The sequence below is a fragment of the Eximiradius proteiniborus genome, assembly GCF_058546985.1.
In genome coordinates, this window is the sequence record NZ_CM178592.1 from 58,358 (window position 1) to 82,540 (window position 24,183).

A 24,183-nucleotide genomic window follows, 5' to 3' on the forward strand; every position below is an offset into this window, starting at 1 on the left:
CTAAACAATGAAATGAGAATAAGCAAAATTTAAATAATTTTTAATAAATATTCTAATTATTTTTAAGTTAATTTTTTTTGTGAAAAAATCAAACCTCAAGCGGTCTAAGTATGCAAACACCAGTTGCTGTTGTGTTGCTTGTTAAATAATTTTGTAGAGAACTATCTAATACCACTTTTTTCTGGCTCGAGGAAGCGTGCAGTAGTTTTACGGAGTTATTATCAGCAACAATAAGCCCAACGTGTGAAAAATCCAATCCAGGCTTGTTTGTTACAATTGCAACTATATCACCCGTTTGGACTTTATTCTCAATATTAGAAAATTGTTCTTTTGGGATATAATGATAAGTTCTTTTTCTTATATGCTCTTCATAAACTTCAATTTCAGCAATCATCTTAGGTACTTTTCGAAGCACTGGATATAATTCGGAATTTTCGGACATAAAAAATACATTGAATTGAATAGGTATTCCACCTAAACTTTTTGAAATATCAGCGACTACACCTTTGCTCTCGTTATCAGTAATCCAGTCGGATGTGTAATGCAGTCTTGAAGTGTAATCAACTAATTTTCCTTTTCTATATCTTATAAATTCAAGTTCCCGCGCAAAATCGTTCATCGTAGCAAGTCCTTTTTTGAGCATTCTTGCAAATGCAAGTGAACTTTCCATTAATGTAACGCAGTCAAACTCAATTAAATTTACAACTATTTCTTCGTTTTCGCCATTTACTTCGAGCGTTCCGCCTTCGTAAGGTCTGCCTAAAAAGCATTTAGCCACTTCTGTTACTACTTCTCCAATTTTCTTTGTTTTCCAATTATTTTGCTCAGCCTGTTTCAGTATCTTCTCGAAAACACTTTCATTTGTTAATATGACTTCTGAACTTGCTTTTTTTCTTGGTCTGCTCTTTTTCTTTCTTTTAGCAAGAATATCTTCAGTAGAGAAAAAAAATCCACCAATGGTTAATAATTCCATTGTTTTCTTAATAAAGTCTCTTCTTTTCATTTTTCTCTGCTCGATTTTAATAACACATCAGGAGAATAATTGAAATGGGCAATTTTTATATTCTCATTAAATAATTCTAATGAATTATTATTCTGCAATACTAATTTATACTTACCATCAGTAGATTTTATTTCCATAATATTTTCGAACAAATTTCCATTAGGCGGGTTGCTTTTTTCTTTTACTTCGGAGGAACTTGCTTTCGTTGCTGCTTCTTTTGCAAGCATATCGCAACGTTCATTCAGAGCAATCCCTGAATGAGCTGGAACTTTATTCCAAATTACTCTATGTTTTTGAATTAGTTTCCAGAGTTTTTCGACTAAATCTAAATTTTGAACTGTCTTCCCGTCAGATTTCTTCCAATTTTTCTTTTGCCAGGAATAAATCCATTTGGTCATTGTGTTTAGCAGTAGTTCGCTGTCAGTATTAATTTGTATGTCCTTGTTAAATTGACTTGCAAAGCTAATAGCCTCAATAGCTGCCTGATATTCAGCTCTATTGTTCGTTGTATTAGGCAAAAAACCACTTTTTTCTATAAGCTTACCGTCAATCTCAGCTATAAATGCCCAACCACCAGGACCTGGATTTCCCAAGCAAGCTCCATCAGTATATATATTAATTTTATTCATTCTTTCAAAATAAATTAGTTGATAACAGATTGATTTTCATCACTCATCACAATAAATGCGACTGCATAGTGTTCTGTGTGTGAAATAGAAACGTCTATTCTATATTTTTCATATTTTTCTTTCATTCCACCATCAAGCACAACAACAGGTTTCCCGTTCCGTTCATTTATTATGCCCACTTCATTAAACTTAAAGCCTTGAGTGATTCCCGTTCCTATCGCCTTGCTGAAAGATTCTTTCACAGCAAATCGTGCAGCATAGTGAAGAAATTTCTTTTCATTGAATTCTTCGCAATATTCTATTTCTTCATTTGTAAATATCCTTCGCAAAAATCGTTCTCCGTACTTTTCGATTGCATTTTTTATTCTTTCTACTTCAATAATATCAGTTCCAATGCCAAAAATCATATTTATTCCTCTTTCATTAATTTTATTAATTTTGGTAAAGCAACAGCAGATGGTTGAGCAATCTTGAAATCAGCAAACCCCGATAATACAGTTTGATTCGGGTTTATCTCTATTAGCACTGCACCGTTTCTTTTAGCATGTCTGGGCAAATCAGCTGCTGGATAAACTTCTGCAGAAGTGCCAATCGAAAAATAGACCTCTGCTATTTGACTTGCATCATACGCTTTGGTTATTGCCTCTTCCGGTAACATTTCCCCAAACCACACAACTGCTGGTCTTATTTGTCCACCACAACTTTCGCATTTCGGCAAACTATTATCATCTAAGTTAATCTCTTTTTTATAGTACTCACCGCATTTTACACAATAATTATCTATAATATTCCCGTGCAACTCGATAACCTTACTTGAACCGGCTCTTTGATGCAATCTATCAACGTTTTGAGTAGCAAGGCTAAAAAAATCGAACATTTTTTCCATTTCAGCAATTGCATAATGACCTGCATTTGGCTTAGCATTGGCTATTATTTTGCGTCTATACTGATACCAATCCCAAACAAGTTGTGGGTTCGACATAAACCCTTTCATACTTGCAAGCTCCATCGGATTGAACTTTGCCCATAGTCCGTCTGGGTCGCGAAAAGTCGCAATCCCGCTCTCCGCTGATACACCTGCACCTGTCAATATTGCTACTTTCTTAGCTTTTCTAAGTATTCTTGCAACTTCATTAATCATCTTCTAAATTTTCCAATTTGTTGATTAAACTCTCTATTTGTGCAATCAGCTTTTCTTTATGATTTTTACTTGATTTTATACTTTCATTAAGTTCGTTAAAATCTTCTTCTAATATTTTTATTTGTTCATATCGATTTTTTAAGATGTCCCGCAAAGCGTCGTTTTTCTCTCTTAATTTAACTATTTGTAAGTCTTTGAGGGTTTTTTCGGCATTTAAATCCATTATTAATTTATCTCGAACAGCATAAAAATTATCACCGAATTGCATTTCAGCTTGAATTTTTAATTTTTCAATCTCTTCGTCTTTTCGCTGAAGTTCATTCTGTAGTTTTTCAATCTCTTTTGATAATTTTTCAATTTTATCTTCATCTTCGATTGGGAATAGTTCAGGCATTCTTGCGTAATTTGCTTTTATATTTAACTTATCAATTTTTTTATTCAAATTATTGATTGTCTTATCTTTCTCTTCAATTATCTTTTCAAGTTCAATTATTTGATTTTTCAGTTCTTGAAGACTGCTGTTAATTGGAATATTGAAAATGTTATCGCTTACCTCGTCTGTCTTATTCTCAAATTCTTTCAGTTTGCCCGTTAAATCATCAATCAAAGCATCTTTGGCATTAAGCATCTGAATATGCTGTTCTATTGCAGCTTTTAGTTCTTTATTCTCAGAATTTATTGCTATTAATTCATTCTCTAATTCACTATACTTTATTGATTTATCAACAGCTTCATTGTATTTATTAGATAATTCAAGAATATTATTTTCTTTTTCATTAATAAATTTATTTTTTATTTCTAATTCAGAAGTAAGTTTTGCTTTGTCTCTTTCAAGTTCGGATATTTCATTGGATAATAATCTTTTGTGCTCAATTAATTGATTATTTTGAATTTTTAATTGATTTGCCTCTTCAAGCAAAATTTCATATTTATTTTGAACGATTTTCAATGCCTCGACTTGCGATGAAAGCGAAAGGTTTTCATTTTGAATTGCAATGAATTTGTCTTGGAAATTATCTATTGTATCTTTCAACCTTGAAATTTCTTCAGATTGTCTGTTTATTAATTCTTCTTTTAAGGTAACGCTATCGTTCAATAATTGAATGTCGTCGAGCAATTTCGTATTTCTAACTGAAAAATCATCTAATTTCTGTTTGATTTGCTCATTTTTTAATATTTCTTCGGCTAACTGTTGAGAAATCTGCTGATATTTTGATTTAACATTTTGAAGTTCTGAGTTCTCTTTTTCAAGTATATTATTCTTGTTTACTAACTCAGTATTTTTAATTAGTAATTCAGAATTATTGGTTTTAAGTTCAGAAATTGTATTTTCTAAAGTGGCGATTTGCTCTTTGTAAGTTGAATTTTCATTTCTAAAGTTATCTATTACCTTATTGGCATAATTTATTTTTTCCGATAATTCAGCAATAATACTGTTCGCATTTGAAATTTGAGTTTCATGCTCAAAAGCTTGTTTTAAAAGCTCATTTGTTGTCAATTCAAAATTCTTGATTATTACTTGCTCTTCTTCTAACTTTGATTTAAGCTGAATATTTTCATTTTCGAGCAATTCAATTTTTTGCAAATATTCGTTGTTTTTATTTTGAATATCAGCAAGTTGCGACTGCAAATTCTCTACAATAGTTGTTTGGTCTTGAAGTTCATTTTCCAAGTTACGATACTTGAAAATAATATTTTGTGCTTCAGCATACTCATTTTTTAACTTCTGTATTTCTTTTTGCTTTTCAATTAACTCTAAATTTTTTCGAGTAATATCTTTTTGGGCAAACTGGAAATCATTTGCAATTTTTGTGAGATCATCTATTTTCTTCAGATTTTTTGTGTTTTCAGATAATAGATCATTGTATTTTGTTTGGACTATTTTTAATTCATTTATCTCATTTTCTGCATTTTGTAGGATTTTTTCTAATTCTTTTACCCGGCTCGAGAGCTCTTCATTTTCTAAAAGTAATTTATTCCGTTCTTTATATACATAATCATATTGTGAGTATAGGGAATAGAGTTCATCGTAGCGTTTATTAATGTCTGTGATTTGGTTAGTTAGGTCTTCAATAACTTTATTGCTTTCATAAATTTTAGAGTTAGCTTCTGTGATGATGTTTTCTTTTTCGTTTAGTTCTTTGCTTAATAGCTCAATTTTTTCGATTAGTTCATTAAATTTTGAATTTGAATAATTAGTTATTTCTGCTGCTTTGTTGATAGTGTCCCACAATTCAGAAATTTTCTCTTTAGTTCGGTAATCTATTTCTTTAGATTTGCTCATATAATGAAATGAAACTAATCATCCCAAAAAATAATTTAAAAAAATATAAAAAAACAACAAAAAAACAAACTACTTTGTTGTAAAATATTAAATTTCCGAGAAAGATAACATTATTTTTTATTTCTGTTGTTGAGAGCCGCTTTGATAAAACTAATAAATAAAGGATGCCCTGTTACAGCTCTGGATTTTAGTTCCGGATGGAACTGAACACCTAAAAACCAAGGATGGTCGCGCAATTCTATGATTTCTACCAGATTCCCATCCGGCGAAGTCCCGCTCATAACCATTCCTTTTTCTTCAAGTAGAGCTCTGAATTTATTGTTTAATTCATAACGATGACGGTGTCTTTCTGAAATCTCTTTCGAGCCATAAGCCTTGAAGGCAATGGAATCTTCATCGATAATGCACGGATATGCACCAAGTCTCATTGTTCCGCCTTTTTCTTTGACGTTTTTCTGCTCATCCATCAAATCGATCACACAATAATCGTTTGTTTCGAATTCACCACTTGTTGCTTGAAGCAATCCGCAAACATTTCTTGCAAATTCAATAACACTGCATTGCATTCCAAGACAGATGCCAAAAAAAGGTATTTTGTTTGTGCGAACATATTTAATTGCTGTGATTTTCCCTTCGATGCCACGATAGCCGAAACCTGGTCCAACTAATATTCCATCTAAATGTCCAAGTAAACTCGCAACATTTTCCTCAGTAATCTCTTCGCTGTTGATTAACTCAATATTTACCTTGCAATTATTGATTGAACCAGCGTGGATAAATGCTTCTATAATGCTTTTATAAGAATCAGTGTATTTTGTATACTTCCCAACCAATCCAACATTAACAGAATATTTAGGGCTGCGAATTCGCTCAACAAATTTTTTCCAGGTTTCAAGCTCAAGCTCATTAAGCGGTAGTCCCATTTTGCGGAGAACGATTTGCTCAAGCTCCCTTTTGGCAAATAATAGTGGCACTTCGTAAATTGTAGATTCTACATCGATTACTTCTATTACTGAATTCTCTTCCACATTGCAAAATAGTCCTATTTTCTGGCGAAGTTCTTTTGAAAGCTTATGTTCGGTTCTGCATAATAAAATATCAGGACGAATACCAAATTCCATCAATGCTTTCACGGAGTGTTGAGTAGGTTTTGTTTTAAGTTCACCAGCTGATTTGATATATGGAACGTAAGTTAAATGAATATTCAATACATTTTGCGGACCTCTTTCGAGCCACATCTGACGTTGTGCTTCCAGAAACGGAAGCGATTCTATATCACCAACCGTTCCTCCAATCTCGATTAGAATAAAATCATACTCGCCTTCGAAAATAGTCATTCTTCGCTTAATTTCATTTGTTATATGAGGTATTACCTGAACTGTTTTACCTAAATAATGTCCTTTTCTTTCTTTTGTTATTACTTCAAAATATACCTGCCCTGTTGTTGTATTGTTCCTCTTGCTTAATGAATAACCAAGGAATCTTTCGTAATGACCCAGATCTAAATCGGTCTCTGCTCCATCATCGGTAACATATACTTCGCCGTGTTGAAAAGGATTCATTGTTCCCGGGTCGACGTTAATATATGGGTCGAACTTCATTATTGTTACTTTATAGCCACGCTGCTTGAGCAAGTATCCAAGCGAAGCTGATGCAATTCCTTTACCAAGTGAAGAAAGCACTCCACCAGTGATAAAAATATATTTAGTTTGTCTTGAATAAGTCTCTTGTTCTTTCATATTTATTTCATATTTCTAAAAAAACAAAAATGCAAAATAACATTAATTAATAAATTAGACAAAAACTATAATATAATTAGTACAAAAGATACTTATTCCGAATTTTATTAAATTGCTCTATTCCACGAGAGCATAATCTAATGTAGGAAAAATCATTTGGAGAGAATAATGAATTGAAGTAATCCTCTGTCCCGGTAACTTTTATAAACATTTCTTTGGTTTTATTCGGAATATCAGATTTATTAAATAATTCCGGATGAACTGATTTGATAGCAGAAATTAGAATTGCACCAAATTTCATCGGATAGAAATTTTCATTACAAGTGAATTTGAAAAGTATTCCTTCGCAAGTCTGTTCTTTGAATTTTCCATAGAAAGGTCTAAACTGAGCTTTAAAAAAACTTACCCCTTCAAAGCTATGTTTATTCAGTTCATTTAAGACTTCGTCAGTCTTAAAATTTGGGCTTCCTATATATTGAAACGGCAAAGTTGTTCCGATTCCTATATTAAGTATTCCTAACTCACCAAAAATTCCGACAAGTGCAGCACCACGAATTGCATCGATTGCAGGAATATGTGGAGAAGTTGGAAACCACATCAATCCTGTATCCTCAAAACACATTTCCCGTTTCCAACCTTTCATTTCAATTACTTCAACTTGTGTTTTAAGTTTTTTACCTTTTTTATCGCTACCTAACCATCCTTCTCCTACAATCATTTTGGCTATCTCACCAATTGTCATTCCGTGAATGTAAGGTATGGGCATTATCCCAACGAATGATGTCTTATCATCTTCGAGGACGTTTCCGTCTATTGTAACACCATTTATTGGGTTTGGTCTATCTAATACATACACTGGTTTATGAGCTTCTGCCGCAGCTTTAATAAAATAAAACACTGTGGAAATATAAGTATAAGAGCGAATTCCAATATCTTGAATATCTACAACCAAAGCATCTACTTCTTTGATATATTTCAGATTAGGTGTGCGTTTTTCTCCATAAAGCGATATTACAGGTATTCCATTGAAACTTGCATCGCTAACCTTTTGCCCAGCAGGTAAGTTTCCCCAGAGCCCGTGTTCAGGTACAAAAATATATTTCAGTGATAATTTATCAGTTTTGGTAAGTATTTCAGCTGTAAGAGTTCCTTTCGAGTCCCTCCCAGACTGATTAGTAAGAAGTCCTATTTTTTTCTTTTGCAAAGGTGCAAAATGGTTTTCGACTAATACATCAATCCCTAAGCTGATATTTGCAGAAAATAATGATGTTATTGGTAGCAAGAAAAATAATATTTTAAGAAGGAACTGCATCTAATACTGTATTGCAGCTAAAAAAGAATTGAAAATTTTGTTGAATTCTTTCTGCGTTGGTATTTCATTTCCTAAAATTGTCATCGGTAATAATGTGAACTCGTAGAATTGACCTAAAGATGAAACAAATACAGCCGATTTTGCAACTATTGCACCATTAGTAGTAGAAAATTCATATTTCACAAAATCTTTGTTCCCAATTTGAATGTTTTGATATTTCCCAATTAATTTTACTGCTCCTGCCGATTTCTGCGAACGCCTTGCGAAGCATTCACGAGCTACATCAAACAATAAATCAACATTAATTTCTTCGTCTTCTGAATTTATTTTAAGTGTAGGTCTATTTATTGTTGTAAATATTGCACATAAACTATAATCTGGATTGCAGATAACAGCCAAAACGTCCGACGCTGAGCGTTGTTCTGTATCAACAAAAAACCAACCCTGTGGCAGGAAAGAAACCATATCGCCTTTGCTTGAGCGTAGTATTATATCAGACATAGGTATTTCTGGCTTTGGGCTCAATACAGCAGATTGTTCGAAATCTTGCTCTTCGCTCGCCTGCTCTTTGACAACAATACAGGAAGAAACTGCGAATATCAAAAAGAAAAATAGCAATATTTTTGTTGTTGAACTAATACTCTTCGACATGCAACGAACCTGGTTTAGTTTGAGTATGCTTAGTGTAATTATACCTCCCAAGAAATTTTGAGACTGATTCTACCATCTTGGGATTACCGCATAAGAAAAAGTGTGTTTTTTCTGGATTAATTTCTATCCCAACGTTTTCGAGCAAACCATTTTCCAGATGATTTTCAATATAACCAGTTAGCCCATTCCAATTTTTATCAGCCTTAAGTAATGTTGGGAAATAATAAAAATTATCGAAAGAATTTTGAATGAAAGTTAATTCAGAATAGTACCCCAAATCCCAAGGATAAGCGGCTCCGTGTAATACCGCTAATTTTATATCCTGATTATCTTTTATGTGCGAACGAAGAAAACTAATATATGGTGCAAGTCCGGTTCCTGTTGCCACCATAACAATATTGCATCCCTTAGGAGTATCTTTCAACCTAAAGACTCCCAAAATATCTTCATCAACCCACATTCTACTGCCTTGAGACAAAACAAAAAGTCTTGGTGTAAGTTGTCCCGACTTCACCTGGCTAATATAAAATTCAAAATTTGAAGTTTCGTGATTAGCTGATGCTATCGAATATGGTCTCTTAATTAAAAAATCCGGCGGCAGTTGTTCCAATGTTATTACGGAATTAGCCGAACGCTGTTCAGATGCTAAAACTCCTATTGTTGTATATTGTCCTGCTTCAAATTTTTCTCTTGGAGTGTCTGTTCTCACTCTCAAAATCATTAAGTCCGGTGTTAATAATATTTTCCCAACAACAGTTGCATTATAAGGTGATGATTTCATACATTACTTAATTAAATAAAAAAACAAAATTAACTCAAAAGCTCCAAATCGACAAGCACTTTTACAACTTTATCTTTATCAACAGGTTTAATCAAGTAAGCCTCAGCTTGATTTGCAAACGCTTTCTTGATGTTGTTGTAATCGTCTAATGCAGTTGTCATTACAATCTTCACTCCATCTAACCCCATAATTCCATTCATTTTCTCAATTTGACGAATTTTTTCAAGTACTTCCTGTCCATCTTTTTCTGGCATCATTATATCCAAAAAAATCACATCGTAGAGAACACCCGTTAGCTGAGCTGATGTAAACAATTCAATTGCCTGGTCACCATTTTCAGCTACGTCGCAATCCCCGAATGCACTTAATATTTCCTGCATTACCTGGGAAGTTATATAGTCATCTTCTACAACTAATGTACGCATAATTACCTCTATGAATTCCTCTAAGTGTTTAATTATTATTTTCGATATATCTTTCTAAATATTGTATTACTTTTTCGATTTCTACCCGTAAATTTTCACATAATTTGCCTAAATTCCTGTTTGATTTATTTCTGCTTATTCGATTTATTTCGCTAAGAGTTTTAAATGCTTTCCCAGATTCAAAATTCCCAACTTCTGATTTTAACTTATGTGAAATTCTATCAACCTCCTCAAGATTATTATTTTTAACTGCTTGTTCTAAAAGGTTAATTTGTTCTGGGACTTTTTCTATAAAATATTTTATTAGTTTTTTTAGTAAAGAATTATTGTGATTAATTGAAACAAGAAGCTTTGTAAGATCAACGCCATTATTCGCTTTGTCGGGAACATACTTGAAAATAGTATCAAACAAAACTTGCCAATCAATTGGCTTTGTAATTATATCATCAAACCCTGCTTTCATTATCTTTTCAACCATTTCTTCATCATCATTTGCTGTTAGTGCTATTATTGGCGTATGTTCTAAGTTGTTATTATCCTCAATTTCTAATAATGCTTTAATTGTTTCAAAACCATCCATCTCTGGCATTTGTAAGTCCAGAAGAATAACGTCAAACTTCTCATTAGAATAATAATAAATACCAATTTTGCCATTTTCAGCAATTTTGTATTTACAATTTGTTGCATTCAAAGCTTCTTTAATTACTTCTTGATTAATATAACTATCTTCAATGATTAATAAATTGAGAGACAAGTCCTTGTAATTACTTGATATTTCTGATAAAGACTTCACAAGAGATATTTTCTCTTCTTTCTTTTCGTCAGAAACTTCCAATGGAATAGTAAAATGAAAAACTGAACCTTCTCCAACTGTGCTTTCGCAATAAATTTCCCCACCCATCATTTCAACAATCTCTTTTGAAATAAATAAACCTAATCCGGTTCCTCCATATTTTCGGGTTAGATTGTCATCAATTTGGCTGAAACTTTTAAAAAGTTTCTCAATTTTGTCCGAAGGTATTCCTATGCCTGTGTCTCGAATATCAAATCGAATAATTGCTTTGTTCTTTTCTTCTTTTATTTTAATAACCGAAATCTCAACATATCCCTCATCCGTAAACTTAATCCCGTTAGATACAAGATTTATTAATACCTGTTGCAATCTTATCGGGTCTCCTACTACTTTTCGAGGAATATCGTGAGTTAAGTTAAGCCTTAATTCTATTCCTTTATTTGAAGCCGAATAGCTTAGTAAACCATAGACATTATTAACCACATCTTCTAAACAAAAGGAAGCTCTGTCTAATCTTAATTTCCCGGTTTCAAGTTTCGACCAATCCAAAATATCATTTATGATATTTAATAGTGTCTCGCCCGAATGCTTAACAATACTCAGTGTCCTCTTTTGCTTTTCGTTAAGTTCAGTGTCCATCAAAACACTTGTCATTCCCAGAATTCCATTCATTGGAGTTCTGAGTTCGTGTGTAACCTTTGCAAGAAATAGACTTTTAGCTCGGTTTGCTTCTTCTGCTTTTTCTTTAGCTTTTATCAGTTCTTCATTTATTTTCAGTAGTTCTAAAGTTCTTTCCTTAACTTTTTGTTCTAATTCTTCGTTGTATTCTTTTAGCTTATTTTCAATTATTTTTTTCTCAGTTATATCATCAGCAACTAAAATAAAATTTGTTGTTTCACTATTTTCATTCAGCACTGGCGAAATTGAAACAAGCATATACTTTTCTTGGTTGTCTTTGCTAAATAGTTTAAGTTCTCCTTTCCAGGTTTTTTTTTCATTAATTGAATTTATCAGAAATGAATAGTTATCACCATAAAATATTTTATTAATATCATCAATTACAAATCCATTATTAATTCCTATTAGTTCATTCAACTGAGGATTATGATAAACAATTTTTCCTTCGCTATCAAAAATAATCACTACTCCCGAGGAATGTTCTATTGCACTATACAGTAGCCTTATCTTTTCTTCTTGCTTTTTATATTCTTTTTCGTAAACTAATGAATTGGCAACAATATCAAGTGTTTCTTTTAGATTGTCTGTTTTAATTGGCTTTACTATATAATAATTAATTCCTATACTAATTGCATCAATAAGAACTTCTTTGTTGTCGAAAGCAGTTGTTATTATTATTGGAATTTTAGGGGTTATTTCCCGAATCATTCTGGACATTGAAATACCATCAAGAAATGGCATCCCAATATCTGATACAATTAAATCAGGGGAATGTTGTTTAAATAATTCAAGTCCTTGCAATCCATTTTCTGCTTCGATTACATTCTGAAATTTTGATTTTATTATAGAAGTTATTACAAGTCTTGATGCCAGATCATCTTCGACAACTAAAACAGTGAGTGGAAATTTATCCATATATTTAGCTTGACTGTTTTACCAATTTAATTAATGCATTAGGAATTTCATTTAACGGCAATTGCATTTCCACCGCTCCAATGTCATAAGCAACCTTTGGCATTCCATAAACCACACAAGTCGATTGATTTTGTCCAATTGTTTTTGCACCTGCTTCCCTCATTGCTTTCAGACCAGCTGCTCCATCATTACCCATTCCGGTCAATATTACCCCAAAGGCATTTGCCCCAACGCTTTCAGCTACGCTGAACATCATTACATCCACCGAAGGACGATGACCATTTACCTTTTCGCCTTCGAGTATCTGAATTTTATATTGTCCACCCGATCGGTACACTTTCATATGATAGTCGCCGGGGGCAATATATACTCGTCCGTTTAATATTCTATCTCCGTCCTCCGCTTCTTTTACCTGCATATATGATGTTTCGTTCAATCTGTCAGCAAAAGTTTTTGTAAAACCTTTAGGCATATGTTGCACTATTACAATACCAGGCATAAAAGGTGGCAATTGCTCGATCACTTTTCTGATTGCTTCTGTTCCACCAGTCGAAGCACCAATTGCAATAACTTTATCAGTAGATTCTGCCAATGCTTTGTTTAATGCACTTTCATCTTTGGATTTTCTATCGCTTAAAGGAACTTCTCTGTTCTTCCAGTGCGATACATTTGCAGTTGAAGCAATTTTTATCTTTGTTCTCAATTCTAACATCATTTCACTCAAACCACGGGCTACGTCAGTTGCTGGCTTGGGAACAAAATCAACTGCTCCTGCTTCGAGTGCCTGCATTGTTATTAATTTCCCTCGTTGAGTAAGTGAACTGACAACTACAACAGGTAAAGGATATTGGGGCATTAATTTTCGTAGAAATTCGATGCCATCCATTTTGGGCATTTCTATATCGAGCGTGAGTACATCTGGTTTTAATTTGATTATTAAATCTCTTCCAACGTATACATCAGGTGCTGTTCCTACAACCTCTATTGCCGGATCTGCTGATAATCCTTTCGACAAAATGTCTCTTACTAATGCTGAATCATCAATAATTAATACTTTTATTTTCTTAAATAAATTCGACACAACTCCCTCCAATCTAGTAAAATTATTGTATCTTAAGCTTAAGCTTTCTTATATACAGCTGGTTTTAAATATAAATATTTTGTTTTGGATCTGTTCAAAGTTTCAGAATGACCTATAAATAAATATCCATTTGGTGTTGTAAATTGATAAAATTTATCTACTAATCTTTCTCGCGTTGGCTCATCAAAATAAATCATTACGTTTCTACAAAAAATCACATCAAACGGACTTTTAAAAGGAAATTTTTCGTTCATTAAATTAAATCTTCTAAAAGTAACTTCACGTTTAATAACGTCAATTATTTCCCATTCGCCCGATGGCAGATGTTTAAAATATTTTTTCTTAAAAATATCAGGCAATGGTTGAACTCTTTCATCGGGATAGATGCCTTTCTTTGCTTTTTCTAATGCATTTAATGAAATATCTGTCGCGAGCACACCCGCTTTCCATTTATTGTAATCTTTACCGAAATACTCCATCATCAACATAACAAGTGTGTATGGTTCTTCACCGCTGGAACACCCTGCCGACCACACCCGAATATCAAAATTGTTCGTTTTCTTTGCTCTTTCTTCTATTTCTGGTAATACTATATCAACAAAGTATTCAAAGTGGTCTATTTCACGTCCGAAAAAAGTATGATTTGTCGATATTACATTTGCAAGCTCGCTTAATGCTTCTCCGGATTTATCATTTATCAAAAACTGATAATACTCTTTAAATGTTTTGAAATTAAGTTTCCGTAATATTTTTTGCAACCGTCCATTTACCAATGAACGTTTCTCTTCTGTCAGGTTAATCCCAATATTCTTATAAATCAAGTCTCTAATGAGCTTGAATTCTTCATCTGTTACTTCAACAAAGTCTAATGAACGTATTTCTTTGATATCCATATTCTACTCTTTCTCATTATTATCATTATCAATATCATATAATAATTTATTAATATCAAGGATGATTTTTAAATTATCACCAACTCTTCCTATACCTTTTATAAACTTACTGTGCGAGCCTTTGTTTGTCTGTGGTGATGGCGAAATCTGTTCCGGAAGAATTTTAATTACTTCTGCCACTTCATCGACTATTAAACCAATCCCATTATTGTTTACATTTACTATTATTATGCAAGTCCTGTCGTTGTAGGGTATTTCAGGAATATTAAATCTCTTTCTTACACAAATAACAGGATATATTATACCACGTAAATTAATTATTCCCTTAATAAACGGTTTAATATTTGGAACAGGTGTGATATTCTGAATGCCAATAATTTCAGTTACATACTCTATTTCAAAAGCATATTGTTCGTCGCCTGTTTTGAAGGTTAAATACCTGTCTTCAAGAGTATTCTCTGTATCGATCTCTACTCCTGATTCCTCTATTTCATATAAATCTTCGGTTTGCATAATTTATTACCTCACATTATCCAACAAATACTGCTTTTTCAGATAATTCTATCAAGCTTTCAATATCAATAATCAATCCAATTCCACCGTCTCCTAATATCATACATCCGGTAATTCCTGATACCTTCCCAATATAGTCCGAAAGCCCTTTGATAACCGCTTGCTGCTGCCCAATAATTTCATCAGCAAACAATGCCACTTGCTTTTCCCTTGATTCTATTATTATCATTATTCCCTTTTCCAAATCATAACTATCTGGAACAATATTAAATAATTCGTGTAAACGTATTACCGGCAACACATCATCACGTAGTTTACATACTTCTAATCCATCCATTGTTTTTGAAATCATATGTCGGTTCACTCTAAACGATTCTGTTACAGCAAGCAAAGGCAAAGCATACCGAGATTGGCCTACTCTTATCAGCATTGCATCCATTATCGCAAGTGTAAGCGGTATCCTTAAAGTAAATGTAGAACCAAACCCTTCCTTGCTCTCAATATCTACCGAACCGTGGAGCTTTTCAATATTCTTTCTAACTACGTCCATTCCAACTCCACGCCCTGAAATATCAGTTACTTGCTCAGCAGTAGAAAAACCAGGTTCAAATATTAATTGGAACACTTCTTTATCTGTCATTTTATCTGTATTACCGGAAATAATTCCTCTATCTTCCGCTTTTTTCAGTATCTTATCTCTATTTATTCCTGCACCGTCATCTTTAACTATTATCAATATCTCATTTCCTTCATATCTTGCCTTCAAACTAATAGAACCGACCTCAGGTTTTCCTTTTTTTATTCGAACTTCCGGTGGTTCAATGCCGTGATCAATTGCATTCCTAAGGATATGGACAAGTGGGTCTGCAACTTCATCTATTACATTTTTGTCCATTTCCGTTTCTTGACCCGATATTTCGAGGTTCACTTTTTTGTTCATCTTCAACGAAACATCACGAACAAGTCGTTTCATCTTATTGAACAAGTTTTCAAGCGGCATCATTCTTACAGACATTGCCACTTCCTGAAGTTCTCTTGTTATTTTATTCAGCATATTTGCTGACTTCAAAAAGTTTGGCAACTCAAGCCCTTGCAAATCAGGACTATTGGTTACCATCGTTTCAATTGTTATTAATTCACCTACCAAATCGAATAATTTATCAATCTTGCTTGTCTCTACTCGAATATCTTTTTTCGCCATTGATGCAGGTGGGGTAGTTTTATTAGCGTTCACATCTTCTTGTTTGGCTGCAACTTGCTTGACTGGCTTTACTTCTTCTTTTTTCGGTTCTATTTTTGGAGCTTGCGGGATAGTTTCTTTATGAATATTTGCATCAACTGTCATTTCTTCTTCAGCGAGTTCAATTTCCTCTGCCTGATTAATATCGCTCTCAGAATGTGTATCTTCTACTTGAAGATTAGCTTGAGTTGCGGCATTTGTTTCTGCGATTGTCTCTTGAAAAGCTTTAGATTTACTACCTTCAGGCGATAACGCACTTAATCTGTTTCGAATTGTTTCAATATTACTCAAAAGAATATTAACAATAGTTGTATCAATTTGTAAATCTTTGTTTCTTATTGAATCCAGAATTGATTCCATTTCCATTGATATTTCTTCAATTTCCGAAAGCCCCATAAATCCTGAATTGCCTTTCAGGCTGTGAATCACTCTAAATGTATTTGCTATCAGATCAAAATTATTCGGATCGTTCTCAAGTATTAATAAGTTGTTCTCTGCTGTATCGATCAATTCATATGCACTTGATAAGTATTGATCCATCAATTCATTCGAAACAAGAGATTCTAAGCCATCAGCCGATTGGGCATCGTCTTGTGCTTCGTACATCATTTCTTCATTGCCACCACTTATTGAAGGCGGTTGAGTATTCTCTTCACTACTTGTTGTGTCGGTATCTTCTGCAAAAAAGAAATCTTCTTCACTGAGTTCAGGATTTTGAACACGATTTATAGCATCTCGGATTATGATAATCATATCTTCGGCTTCTGCTTCTGCATCTTTGTCTGTTAAATTCTCGCTTACTCTATTCAATAATTCTCGTAAAAAGTCGAAAACAGAATATATTATTGATATTATATCTTCACTTTGGGCTTTGTTTTGTTTGCGCATTATGTCCAATAGGGTCTCTGCTTCGTGGGTAACCCTATTAATTACAAACATTTCAAAGAATCCCGATAGCCCTTTTAATGTATGGAAAACTCTAAAAATTGAATTTACATACTCTGAATTATCCTCTAATCTTAAGTTTTCTACTAATGGCTCGTTTGTATCAAGCGAATCCAAGGATTCCGATACAAACTGCATAATCATCTCGCGGGTTTCATTATCCATTTGCGACATAATTCAATCTCAATTATGATTAATTAATATATTTGCTTTATCGGTATTTTTGACTAAAATATTTAGATTTTATTTTGATATTATTTAAAAAAATATATATCTATTTTTTATAATTTTGTAAATGCAGATTGAAATTAATAAAATAATTCGCTCAAATAGAAAAACTATTGCCCTTAAAATTGATAATCAGTGCAACTTGATTATCAAGGCTCCTGCCTCTGTTCCGCTTAGTTATATCCATAAAATTGTGCAACAAAAGCAGCATTGGATAATCGCTAAAAAAATTGAAGTTCAGAATAGAAAGAAATTTACCCGTAATCTTTCCAACGGAGCTAAAATAACCATTTTCGGTAATGATTATTTTATTAATTATGTAGATAATCTACAATTTGCACTTCATTTAAAAAACGACCAATTATTAATTGCAAGCGACTTATCCAAACACATCAAGCCGCTTCTTAAACAACTCATTATCAAAATGGCTAAAGAATATTTTAGCGTTAATGTTGCTAAGTGGGCTTCTGTTATGGAGTTGAAGTATAATCGTATCTCTATTAAAAACACTGTTTCCCGTTGGGGGAGTTGCTCTTCTTTGGGCAACCTGAATTTCAATTGGAAACTTGCTTTTGCACCTTTGGAAGTTATCGATTATATTATTATTCACGAGTTATCACATTTACGGCATCTTAACCACTCTTCTGACTTCTGGAATGAAGTTCGCAAATATTGTCCCGAATATAAAAAACATAAAAAATGGCTAAAAGATAACGTGCAACTACTTGAACTTTAATTTTTGCAATACCTTCATAATAATTTCCCATTTATAGCCTTTGTTCTGTAAGAAATTTACCAGCGTTTGTCTTTGTTTTTCTATTGGTTTGCTCATTATTGCTTTCATTTTTCTTTCTGCTAATTTGATGGCATTTTCAAAATCTATCTCTTCATTATATAAATCTCTAATTTGCTCATCAATTATTTTTTTTTCTATACCTTTTTTCAGCAACTCAATTTTTATTTTGTTAATACCCCATTTTTTGAATTTTGCTTTTTCGTTTATGAAAATTGCTGTGTATTTTTCGTCGTCAATCAAGTTATAATCTTTCAGAAAATCGATAACAAGCTGAATAGTGTTTTCATTAAAACCTGATTTTTTTAATTTCTCGACAACTTGTCTTTTAGTTCTTGCAGTATAAGTAGCATAATTATATGCTACTTGTTTTGCAATCATCAGTTCATTTTCACTAATGATTTCGGAATATTTCTCATCGCTAATTTCCTGACCAATTGATAATGCAAATTTTGTGATTATATCATTATGGACTTCAACATTCGAGCCGTTATCAAATTGTATAATGCTTGAATTCCTTGATGATTGCATTATTTTTGTTATTTTTTGCATAAAAAAAGGGGTAACGTGTACCCCAAAAATATAATAAAACAACTAAAAATCAAAATTACAGCAATCGTTCTTGCCCGTCATCGGCAATTATCTCGGTTTCTTGTTCGTCGTTTTCATCATTTTCGTGCATTACAATTGTAACATCCGCTATTCTATCCCCTTCATCCAAACGGATTAGCTTCACTCCTTGTGTGTTCCGTCCGATTGTCCGTATTGCAGAAACAGGTTGACGAATCAGAATACCTTTTTGAGTAATTACAATTAAGTCGTCTAAATCTGAAGCAGTGAGTAACCGAACTACTTTGCCTGTTTTTTCTGTAACATTCATCGAGATAACGCCTTTTGCTCCGCGTCGGGTTAGCCTGAAATCTTCAAATTTTGTTCGTTTCCCGTAGCCATTTTCAGATACTACAAGCACTTGCACGTCATTTCTATTAATAACTATCATTGAATTAACGTAATCATTGTCATCAAGATTGATTCCAGTAACACCCATAGCACTTCTGCCCATAGAACGAACATCTGTTTCACGGAAGCGACAAGCTATACCATTATTAGTGCCTAATATAATATCTGAAGCTCCGTCAGTCAATCTTGCACTAATTAATTCATCATTCTCATCTAAATTTATCGCTATTATTCCACTTTGACGTACATTCGAAAAAGCATTTAATTCAACTTTTTTAACAATTCCATTTTTCGTTGCCATCATTATATAATGATTATCGTCAAAATTCTTGACCGGACAATAAGCAGTAACTTTTTCATCATTCTGAATTTGAATTAAGTTCGCAAGTGATCGTCCCTTTGCTTGACGGCTTGCTTCAGGTATGTCCCAAACTTTTATTCTATAACAGCGTCCCTTATTTGTAAAAAACAATAAATAGTGATGAGAAGAAGTTTGGAACACGTGTTCTACAAAATCATCTTCATATGTCGATGCACCTTTTATTCCTCGACCGCCTTTATTTTGTCTCCGGTAATTTGATACAAGAGTGCTTTTAATAAAACCGCGATGAGTAATAGATACAACCATCTCCTCATTTGCAATTAAATCTTCATAGGACATATCTTCAGAGTCTGGAATAATCTCTGTGCGTCTCTCGTCTCCATATTTATCCAGAATTTCCTTCAATTCGTCATATATAATTTGCATTTGAAGTTCTTTGCTTGCAAGAATAGCTTTCAATTTTTCAATTAATTGTAAAATATCCCGATATTCTTGCTGTATTTTTTCTCTTTCTAAGCCTGTAAGTCTTTGTAATCTTAAATCCAATATTGCTTTAGCTTGTATTTCAGTCAAATTAAATCGGCTTTGCAATTGCTCTGATGCTGTTTGTGGATCCTTTGCCGCACGAATGAGAGCAATTACTTCATCCAAATTGTCAAGGGCAATAATGAAGCCTTCCAATATATGCGCTCTTTTTTCAGCCGCTGTAAGCTCAAATTGCGTTCTACGAACAACAACCTCAACGCGATGATTGAGGAAATGTTTCATTATTTGGAGCAAATTTAATACCTTAGGTCTTCCCTTGACAAGTGCAAGCATATTTGCTCCAAATGTTACTTGCATATTTGTGTGTTTATACAAATTGTTCAATACAACCTTTGGCGTTGCTTCTCGTTTAAGTTCTATTACAATTCTTAATCCGTCTCTGTCAGATTCATCCCTAATATCAGAAATATCATCAATTACCTTATTGCGAACAAGATCCGCGATTTTTTCAATCAGTGCAGCTTTATTTACTTGGTAAGGAATTTCAGTAACAATTATCGAAGTTTTACCAGTTCTGTTCTCCTCAAATGATGCTTTTGCTCTGATAATTATCTTTCCGCGTCCAGTTAGATATGTATCACGAACACCTTGGTATCCATAGATTATTCCTCCTGTCGGAAAATCAGGAGCAGGGCAATACTTTATCAATTCTTCTACTGTAATTTCAGGGTTTTTTATTAGTGCGTGAAGGGCATTAATTACGTCGCGAATATTGTGAGGCGGAATATTTGTTGCCATCCCAACCGCGATACCACTTGCACCATTAAGTAGCAGATTAGGAATTACAGTAGGCAATACAACAGGTTCTTTCAAAGAATCATCGAAATTGGGCTGAAAATCAACAGTATCTTTATCTATATCTCTTAACATATGAATTGCTATATGTGCCATTCGGGCTTCTGTATAACGCATTGCAGCAGCAGAATCACCGTCTATTGACCCGAAATTCCCCTGTCCATCAACAAGCGGATAACGCATAGCCCAATCTTGTGCCATACGAACCATTGCTTCATATACAGAAGAATCACCGTGTGGATGATATTTACCTAATACTTCACCCACAAGTCTGGCTGACTTTTTATAAGCTCGGTTTGGAAGTAGCCCCATTTCATTCATCGCATATAGTATTCTGCGATGAACCGGCTTCAACCCATCTCGCACATCTGGTAACGCACGAGATACAATTACAGACATTGAATAATCCAAATACGAGCTTTTCATCTCGTCTTCTATAAATGCTTGCTTGATATTTAAGCTACCTAATAAGGACATTTTCGTTCCAGAGTGATAATTATTTAACTAACAAAATTACTAATTTTTTGCCTCTTATTCAAATTATTGAATTTCCCTATTAAATAAAAAAAAAGAGGCTACTAATAGCCTCCTTTGCGAGAAAAAAAGAATTAAACTAATAATTAACAAATTTATCTATATCGATAACTAAAATAATTTCACCGTTAATATTAACAGAGCCTTTCAAAAAGCGATTTTTTTCATTTAATTCTGATTGCTGAATTTGTTCTTTTTCAAAATTTACTATATTAGAAACGTTATCAGCTGTGATTGCTACTACTGAATTGTTGTGCAATAATATTATTGCCAACTCTCTGTGCGCTTCTTTAATTGCTTGCTCTGAGTTATCAAATAAATCTATCATTGCTTTCAGATCAGTATTTTTCACTTGTTCAATAATCTTTAAAGCAGCATTTTTCCCGTTCAACTCTTTTTCTTTTAATACACGCTTTGCTATTGCATGAATCCGCTTATGTGGTGCATCAAATTGCCGTAAATATACCTCAAATCCATAGTTGTCAGTTTTAAAATTATCATACCATCTGCCAAATGCACAAGCGTGCGGATCAGTTGTTAAATTAAAATCTTCATCTTTTTCTACTGCTAAATAAAGTGTTTGAAGCCAGTTGATATGATCCTGCTTCCTTTCTTGTAGCATCAGAAATAATTCTTTACCGTGTTCAAGAATTGAACGAAATCCTAATCGTTTTCGGGAATCAATAAGGGTAATAATATTTTGACGTAATTTTATCAATCCTCTTACAAATTCGGGTGAATTTGGCATAGGGGTCGCATCCGGGGCAATCACAATTTCCTTAATCGGAAGAATTGATAAAGCATAAGAATTATCTGCTATTTGAATAACTAAATACTGATTTAGATCAGTTTCTTCAATCTGCTTGTTTATTAGATCTACTTTCATAAATTTTCCCCTATTCCAGTATCAAAATTATTATCAAAAAATTAAATAAAACAATAAAAGTTACGATAATACATTTATGTTTATTGTATTTTATCGTTAAAATTTAATATTTCTTTAGAGGTTTTATGAACCTGTCAGATAATATTTTTAATGTTTTAATAGTTGATGACAGTAATTTTTTCCGAGTTACTGCCAGAAAAATGATAGAAGATAATTTCCACGTTAGAATTTTCGAGGCAAGCAACGCTTTCGAAGCTATGCGTTTGCTTGGAAACCATCCTATCGATATTATTCTTCTCGACGTAAATATGCCCGAAGTCGATGGTTTCAAAGCCGCTAAAATCATCAAACATCAAGAGAAATATGCCGATATTCCAATTATTTTCTGCACTGCTATGCCTCCAACCAAAGAAGTAGTCCATCGGAGCTTCGATGTCGGTGGAATTGACTTTCTTAATAAACCATTTACCGAAGCTGAAATTGTTCGCCTTCTTGCTCTATATTTCAGGTTTATTTTGCACGAAAGAGAAGTAAATCGTAAAATTCGCGATAATCATAAATTGTTAGAAAAAGAGATCGAGGAACGCAAATTAGCCGAGAGAGCACTTCGTCAAAGCGAAGAAAAATTTAGAAAAATTACTTCATCTGCTTACGACGCTATTTTAATGATTAACCAGGATAATAAAATTAATTTCTGGAACGAAGCCGCTTTTAGAATTTTTGGTTACTCCTCTAATGAAGTTCAAAACATTGATTTTATAAAATTAATTTCCTTACCCGGAAAATATCAGATAAACAATTCTAATTTTGAAGCGATCAAACAGTCGGCAAAAGATATTTTACTTTCTAAGCATTTCGAAATTCAAGCTATTCGCAAAGGGGGATATCCACTTGAACTTGAAGTTTCGGTTTCTTATGTAGAAATCTCAAACCAGGCAAACTATATTATTATCGCACGTGATATAACTCAAAAGAAACTCGAGGCTATGTTGCTCGCTAAAAGTGAAGCACTGCTTTCAGAAGCCGAATCAATTGCTCATTTCGGCAGCTGGGAATACGATTTGCATTCTAACTCTATTTCTTGGTCTAAAGAATTATATAGAATTTATGAAGTCAATCCAGAAGAAACTGTTCCTACAATTGAACTTATTAAGAGTATGTTAAAACCCGAAGAGTCAGCGCATTTTATGGAATTAGTTAATAAAGCTATCAACGAAGGAACTCCATACACTGTTGAAACTGAAATAATTACTCCTAATGGCAACTTGAAAATTATTGAAGGGCGTGGCAGACCAGTATATAATTCTGAAGGAAAAGTTATTAAACTTGTCGGAACGGCAATCGATATAACTGAAAAGAAATTATCCCAAAGAAAATTAGAACATTATTTAGAAGAACTAAAAGAACTTAATGCAACTAAAGATAAATTCTTTTCAATTATTGCACACGATTTAAAAAATCCTTTTGGCGCTTTGAAAAACCTTACTGATATTCTACACTCAATGTATAATGACTTTTCCGAAGAAGAAAGAATTGAAATAATCAACGAAATGCATAATACTTCAATAAAGTTGTATGAATTACTCGAAAATCTCTTAACCTGGTCTCGTTCTCAAAGAGGTACTCTTGATTTTAATCCAGATGAAACTAATCTTAAATATATTGTGTCAAGCTGTGTTGAATTACTCAAAAGCACTGCTAATAACAAATCAATATTACTTCAAGATAAAGTCGAGGATAATTTAGTAGTTTTTTGCGATGTGAATATGATTACTACTGTTGTTAGAAATTTAATGACAAATGCAATCAAATTCACTCCCGAAAATGGTGAAATTACAGTATTTGCAGAAAAGACAGATAATGAAGTTATAGTAGCTGTCAAAGACTCAGGTATTGGTATTTCCGACGAAGACAAACAAAAACTTTTCCGCATTGATGTTCACCATACAACAATTGGCACTTCGCAAGAAAAGGGCACAGGGCTTGGACTTATTCTTTGCAAAGAATTTGTCGAGAAACACGGTGGGAAAATTTGGGTCGAGTCAGAAATAGGCAAAGGCTCTACTTTTAAATTTACTATTCCAATAAAATAACGT

Annotated in this window: 20 protein-coding genes; 2 read left to right on the plus strand and 18 right to left on the minus strand. The window is 33.2% G+C overall.

Going from position 1 to position 24,183, the window contains the following annotated elements; translation table 11 throughout:
* Window positions 1–88: 88 nt before the first annotated feature.
* From ACY2LT_RS00210 to ACY2LT_RS00280, 15 genes are all read right to left on the minus strand, one after another.
* A complete protein-coding gene (locus tag ACY2LT_RS00210; RefSeq protein ID WP_491815567.1) occupies window positions 89–1,003 on the minus strand; it encodes an N-acetylmuramoyl-L-alanine amidase-like domain-containing protein in 915 nt (304 codons plus the stop codon).
* Entirely contained in the window at window positions 1,000–1,632 is a 633-nt protein-coding gene (locus ACY2LT_RS00215; RefSeq protein ID WP_491815568.1) for a ribonuclease H family protein, read from the minus strand. The genes ACY2LT_RS00210 and ACY2LT_RS00215 overlap by 4 nt, the downstream gene beginning before the upstream one ends.
* Before the next feature lie 14 nt (window positions 1,633–1,646).
* Complete coding sequence (gene acpS / locus ACY2LT_RS00220) at window positions 1,647–2,039, minus strand: holo-ACP synthase (RefSeq protein WP_491815569.1); 393 nt, start codon at window positions 2,037–2,039, stop codon at window positions 1,647–1,649.
* A gap of 2 nt (window positions 2,040–2,041) precedes the next feature.
* The gene (locus ACY2LT_RS00225; protein WP_491815570.1) at window positions 2,042–2,773 is read right to left on the minus strand and encodes an SIR2 family NAD-dependent protein deacylase; all 732 of its coding nucleotides are present in this window, start codon (window positions 2,771–2,773) and stop codon (window positions 2,042–2,044) included.
* Complete coding sequence (locus ACY2LT_RS00230) at window positions 2,766–5,057, minus strand: hypothetical protein (RefSeq protein WP_491815572.1); 2,292 nt, start codon at window positions 5,055–5,057, stop codon at window positions 2,766–2,768. The genes ACY2LT_RS00225 and ACY2LT_RS00230 overlap by 8 nt, the downstream gene beginning before the upstream one ends.
* A gap of 110 nt (window positions 5,058–5,167) precedes the next feature.
* Entirely contained in the window at window positions 5,168–6,796 is a 1,629-nt protein-coding gene (gene pyrG, locus ACY2LT_RS00235; protein ID WP_491815574.1) for a CTP synthase, read from the minus strand.
* Window positions 6,797–6,872: 76 nt separating this feature from the next.
* The gene (locus ACY2LT_RS00240; RefSeq protein ID WP_491815576.1) at window positions 6,873–8,108 is read right to left on the minus strand and encodes an exo-beta-N-acetylmuramidase NamZ family protein; all 1,236 of its coding nucleotides are present in this window, start codon (window positions 8,106–8,108) and stop codon (window positions 6,873–6,875) included.
* Window positions 8,109–8,759 (minus strand): hypothetical protein, encoded by a 651-nt coding sequence (locus tag ACY2LT_RS00245; RefSeq protein ID WP_491815577.1) that lies wholly within the window; start codon window positions 8,757–8,759, stop codon window positions 8,109–8,111.
* Window positions 8,743–9,540 (minus strand): ferredoxin--NADP reductase, encoded by a 798-nt coding sequence (locus ACY2LT_RS00250; RefSeq protein ID WP_491815578.1) that lies wholly within the window; start codon window positions 9,538–9,540, stop codon window positions 8,743–8,745. The genes ACY2LT_RS00245 and ACY2LT_RS00250 overlap by 17 nt, the downstream gene beginning before the upstream one ends.
* A gap of 29 nt (window positions 9,541–9,569) precedes the next feature.
* Window positions 9,570–9,965, minus strand: a complete 396-nt coding sequence (locus ACY2LT_RS00255) for a response regulator (RefSeq protein ID WP_491815580.1) — start codon at window positions 9,963–9,965, stop codon at window positions 9,570–9,572.
* Between the two features lie 28 nt (window positions 9,966–9,993).
* Window positions 9,994–12,351 (minus strand): response regulator, encoded by a 2,358-nt coding sequence (locus ACY2LT_RS00260; RefSeq protein ID WP_491815581.1) that lies wholly within the window; start codon window positions 12,349–12,351, stop codon window positions 9,994–9,996.
* Between the two features lie 4 nt (window positions 12,352–12,355).
* Complete coding sequence (locus ACY2LT_RS00265) at window positions 12,356–13,432, minus strand: protein-glutamate methylesterase/protein-glutamine glutaminase (RefSeq protein WP_491815583.1); 1,077 nt, start codon at window positions 13,430–13,432, stop codon at window positions 12,356–12,358.
* Window positions 13,433–13,470: 38 nt separating this feature from the next.
* On the minus strand, window positions 13,471–14,325 hold the full coding sequence (locus ACY2LT_RS00270; RefSeq protein WP_491815584.1) for a CheR family methyltransferase: 855 nt from the start codon (window positions 14,323–14,325) through the stop codon (window positions 13,471–13,473).
* A 3-nt stretch (window positions 14,326–14,328) separates the two neighbouring features.
* The gene (locus ACY2LT_RS00275; RefSeq protein ID WP_491815586.1) at window positions 14,329–14,838 is read right to left on the minus strand and encodes a chemotaxis protein CheW; all 510 of its coding nucleotides are present in this window, start codon (window positions 14,836–14,838) and stop codon (window positions 14,329–14,331) included.
* A 16-nt stretch (window positions 14,839–14,854) separates the two neighbouring features.
* Entirely contained in the window at window positions 14,855–17,197 is a 2,343-nt protein-coding gene (locus ACY2LT_RS00280; RefSeq protein WP_491815587.1) for a chemotaxis protein CheA, read from the minus strand.
* Between the two features lie 121 nt (window positions 17,198–17,318).
* On the opposite strand from ACY2LT_RS00280, the gene ACY2LT_RS00285 reads away from it, so the two are divergent.
* On the plus strand, window positions 17,319–17,987 hold the full coding sequence (locus tag ACY2LT_RS00285) for a M48 family metallopeptidase (RefSeq protein WP_491815588.1): 669 nt from the start codon (window positions 17,319–17,321) through the stop codon (window positions 17,985–17,987).
* Here the strand turns inward: ACY2LT_RS00285 and ACY2LT_RS00290 are convergent.
* From ACY2LT_RS00290 to ACY2LT_RS00300, 3 genes are all read right to left on the minus strand, one after another.
* Window positions 17,973–18,596, minus strand: a complete 624-nt coding sequence (locus ACY2LT_RS00290) for a regulatory protein RecX (RefSeq protein WP_491815589.1) — start codon at window positions 18,594–18,596, stop codon at window positions 17,973–17,975. The two genes, ACY2LT_RS00285 and ACY2LT_RS00290, sit on opposite strands and share 15 nt — an antisense overlap.
* A 55-nt stretch (window positions 18,597–18,651) precedes the next feature.
* Window positions 18,652–21,144, minus strand: a complete 2,493-nt coding sequence (gene gyrA / locus ACY2LT_RS00295; protein ID WP_491815590.1) for a DNA gyrase subunit A — start codon at window positions 21,142–21,144, stop codon at window positions 18,652–18,654.
* Between the two features lie 136 nt (window positions 21,145–21,280).
* Complete coding sequence (locus ACY2LT_RS00300) at window positions 21,281–22,087, minus strand: chemotaxis protein CheW (RefSeq protein ID WP_491815591.1); 807 nt, start codon at window positions 22,085–22,087, stop codon at window positions 21,281–21,283.
* 125 nt (window positions 22,088–22,212) lie between these two features.
* Between ACY2LT_RS00300 and ACY2LT_RS00305 the strand changes: the two genes are divergently transcribed.
* Window positions 22,213–24,180: a hybrid sensor histidine kinase/response regulator gene (locus tag ACY2LT_RS00305; protein WP_491815592.1), complete on the plus strand. Its 1,968-nt coding sequence runs from the start codon at window positions 22,213–22,215 to the stop codon at window positions 24,178–24,180.
* Window positions 24,181–24,183: the final 3 nt, after the last annotated feature.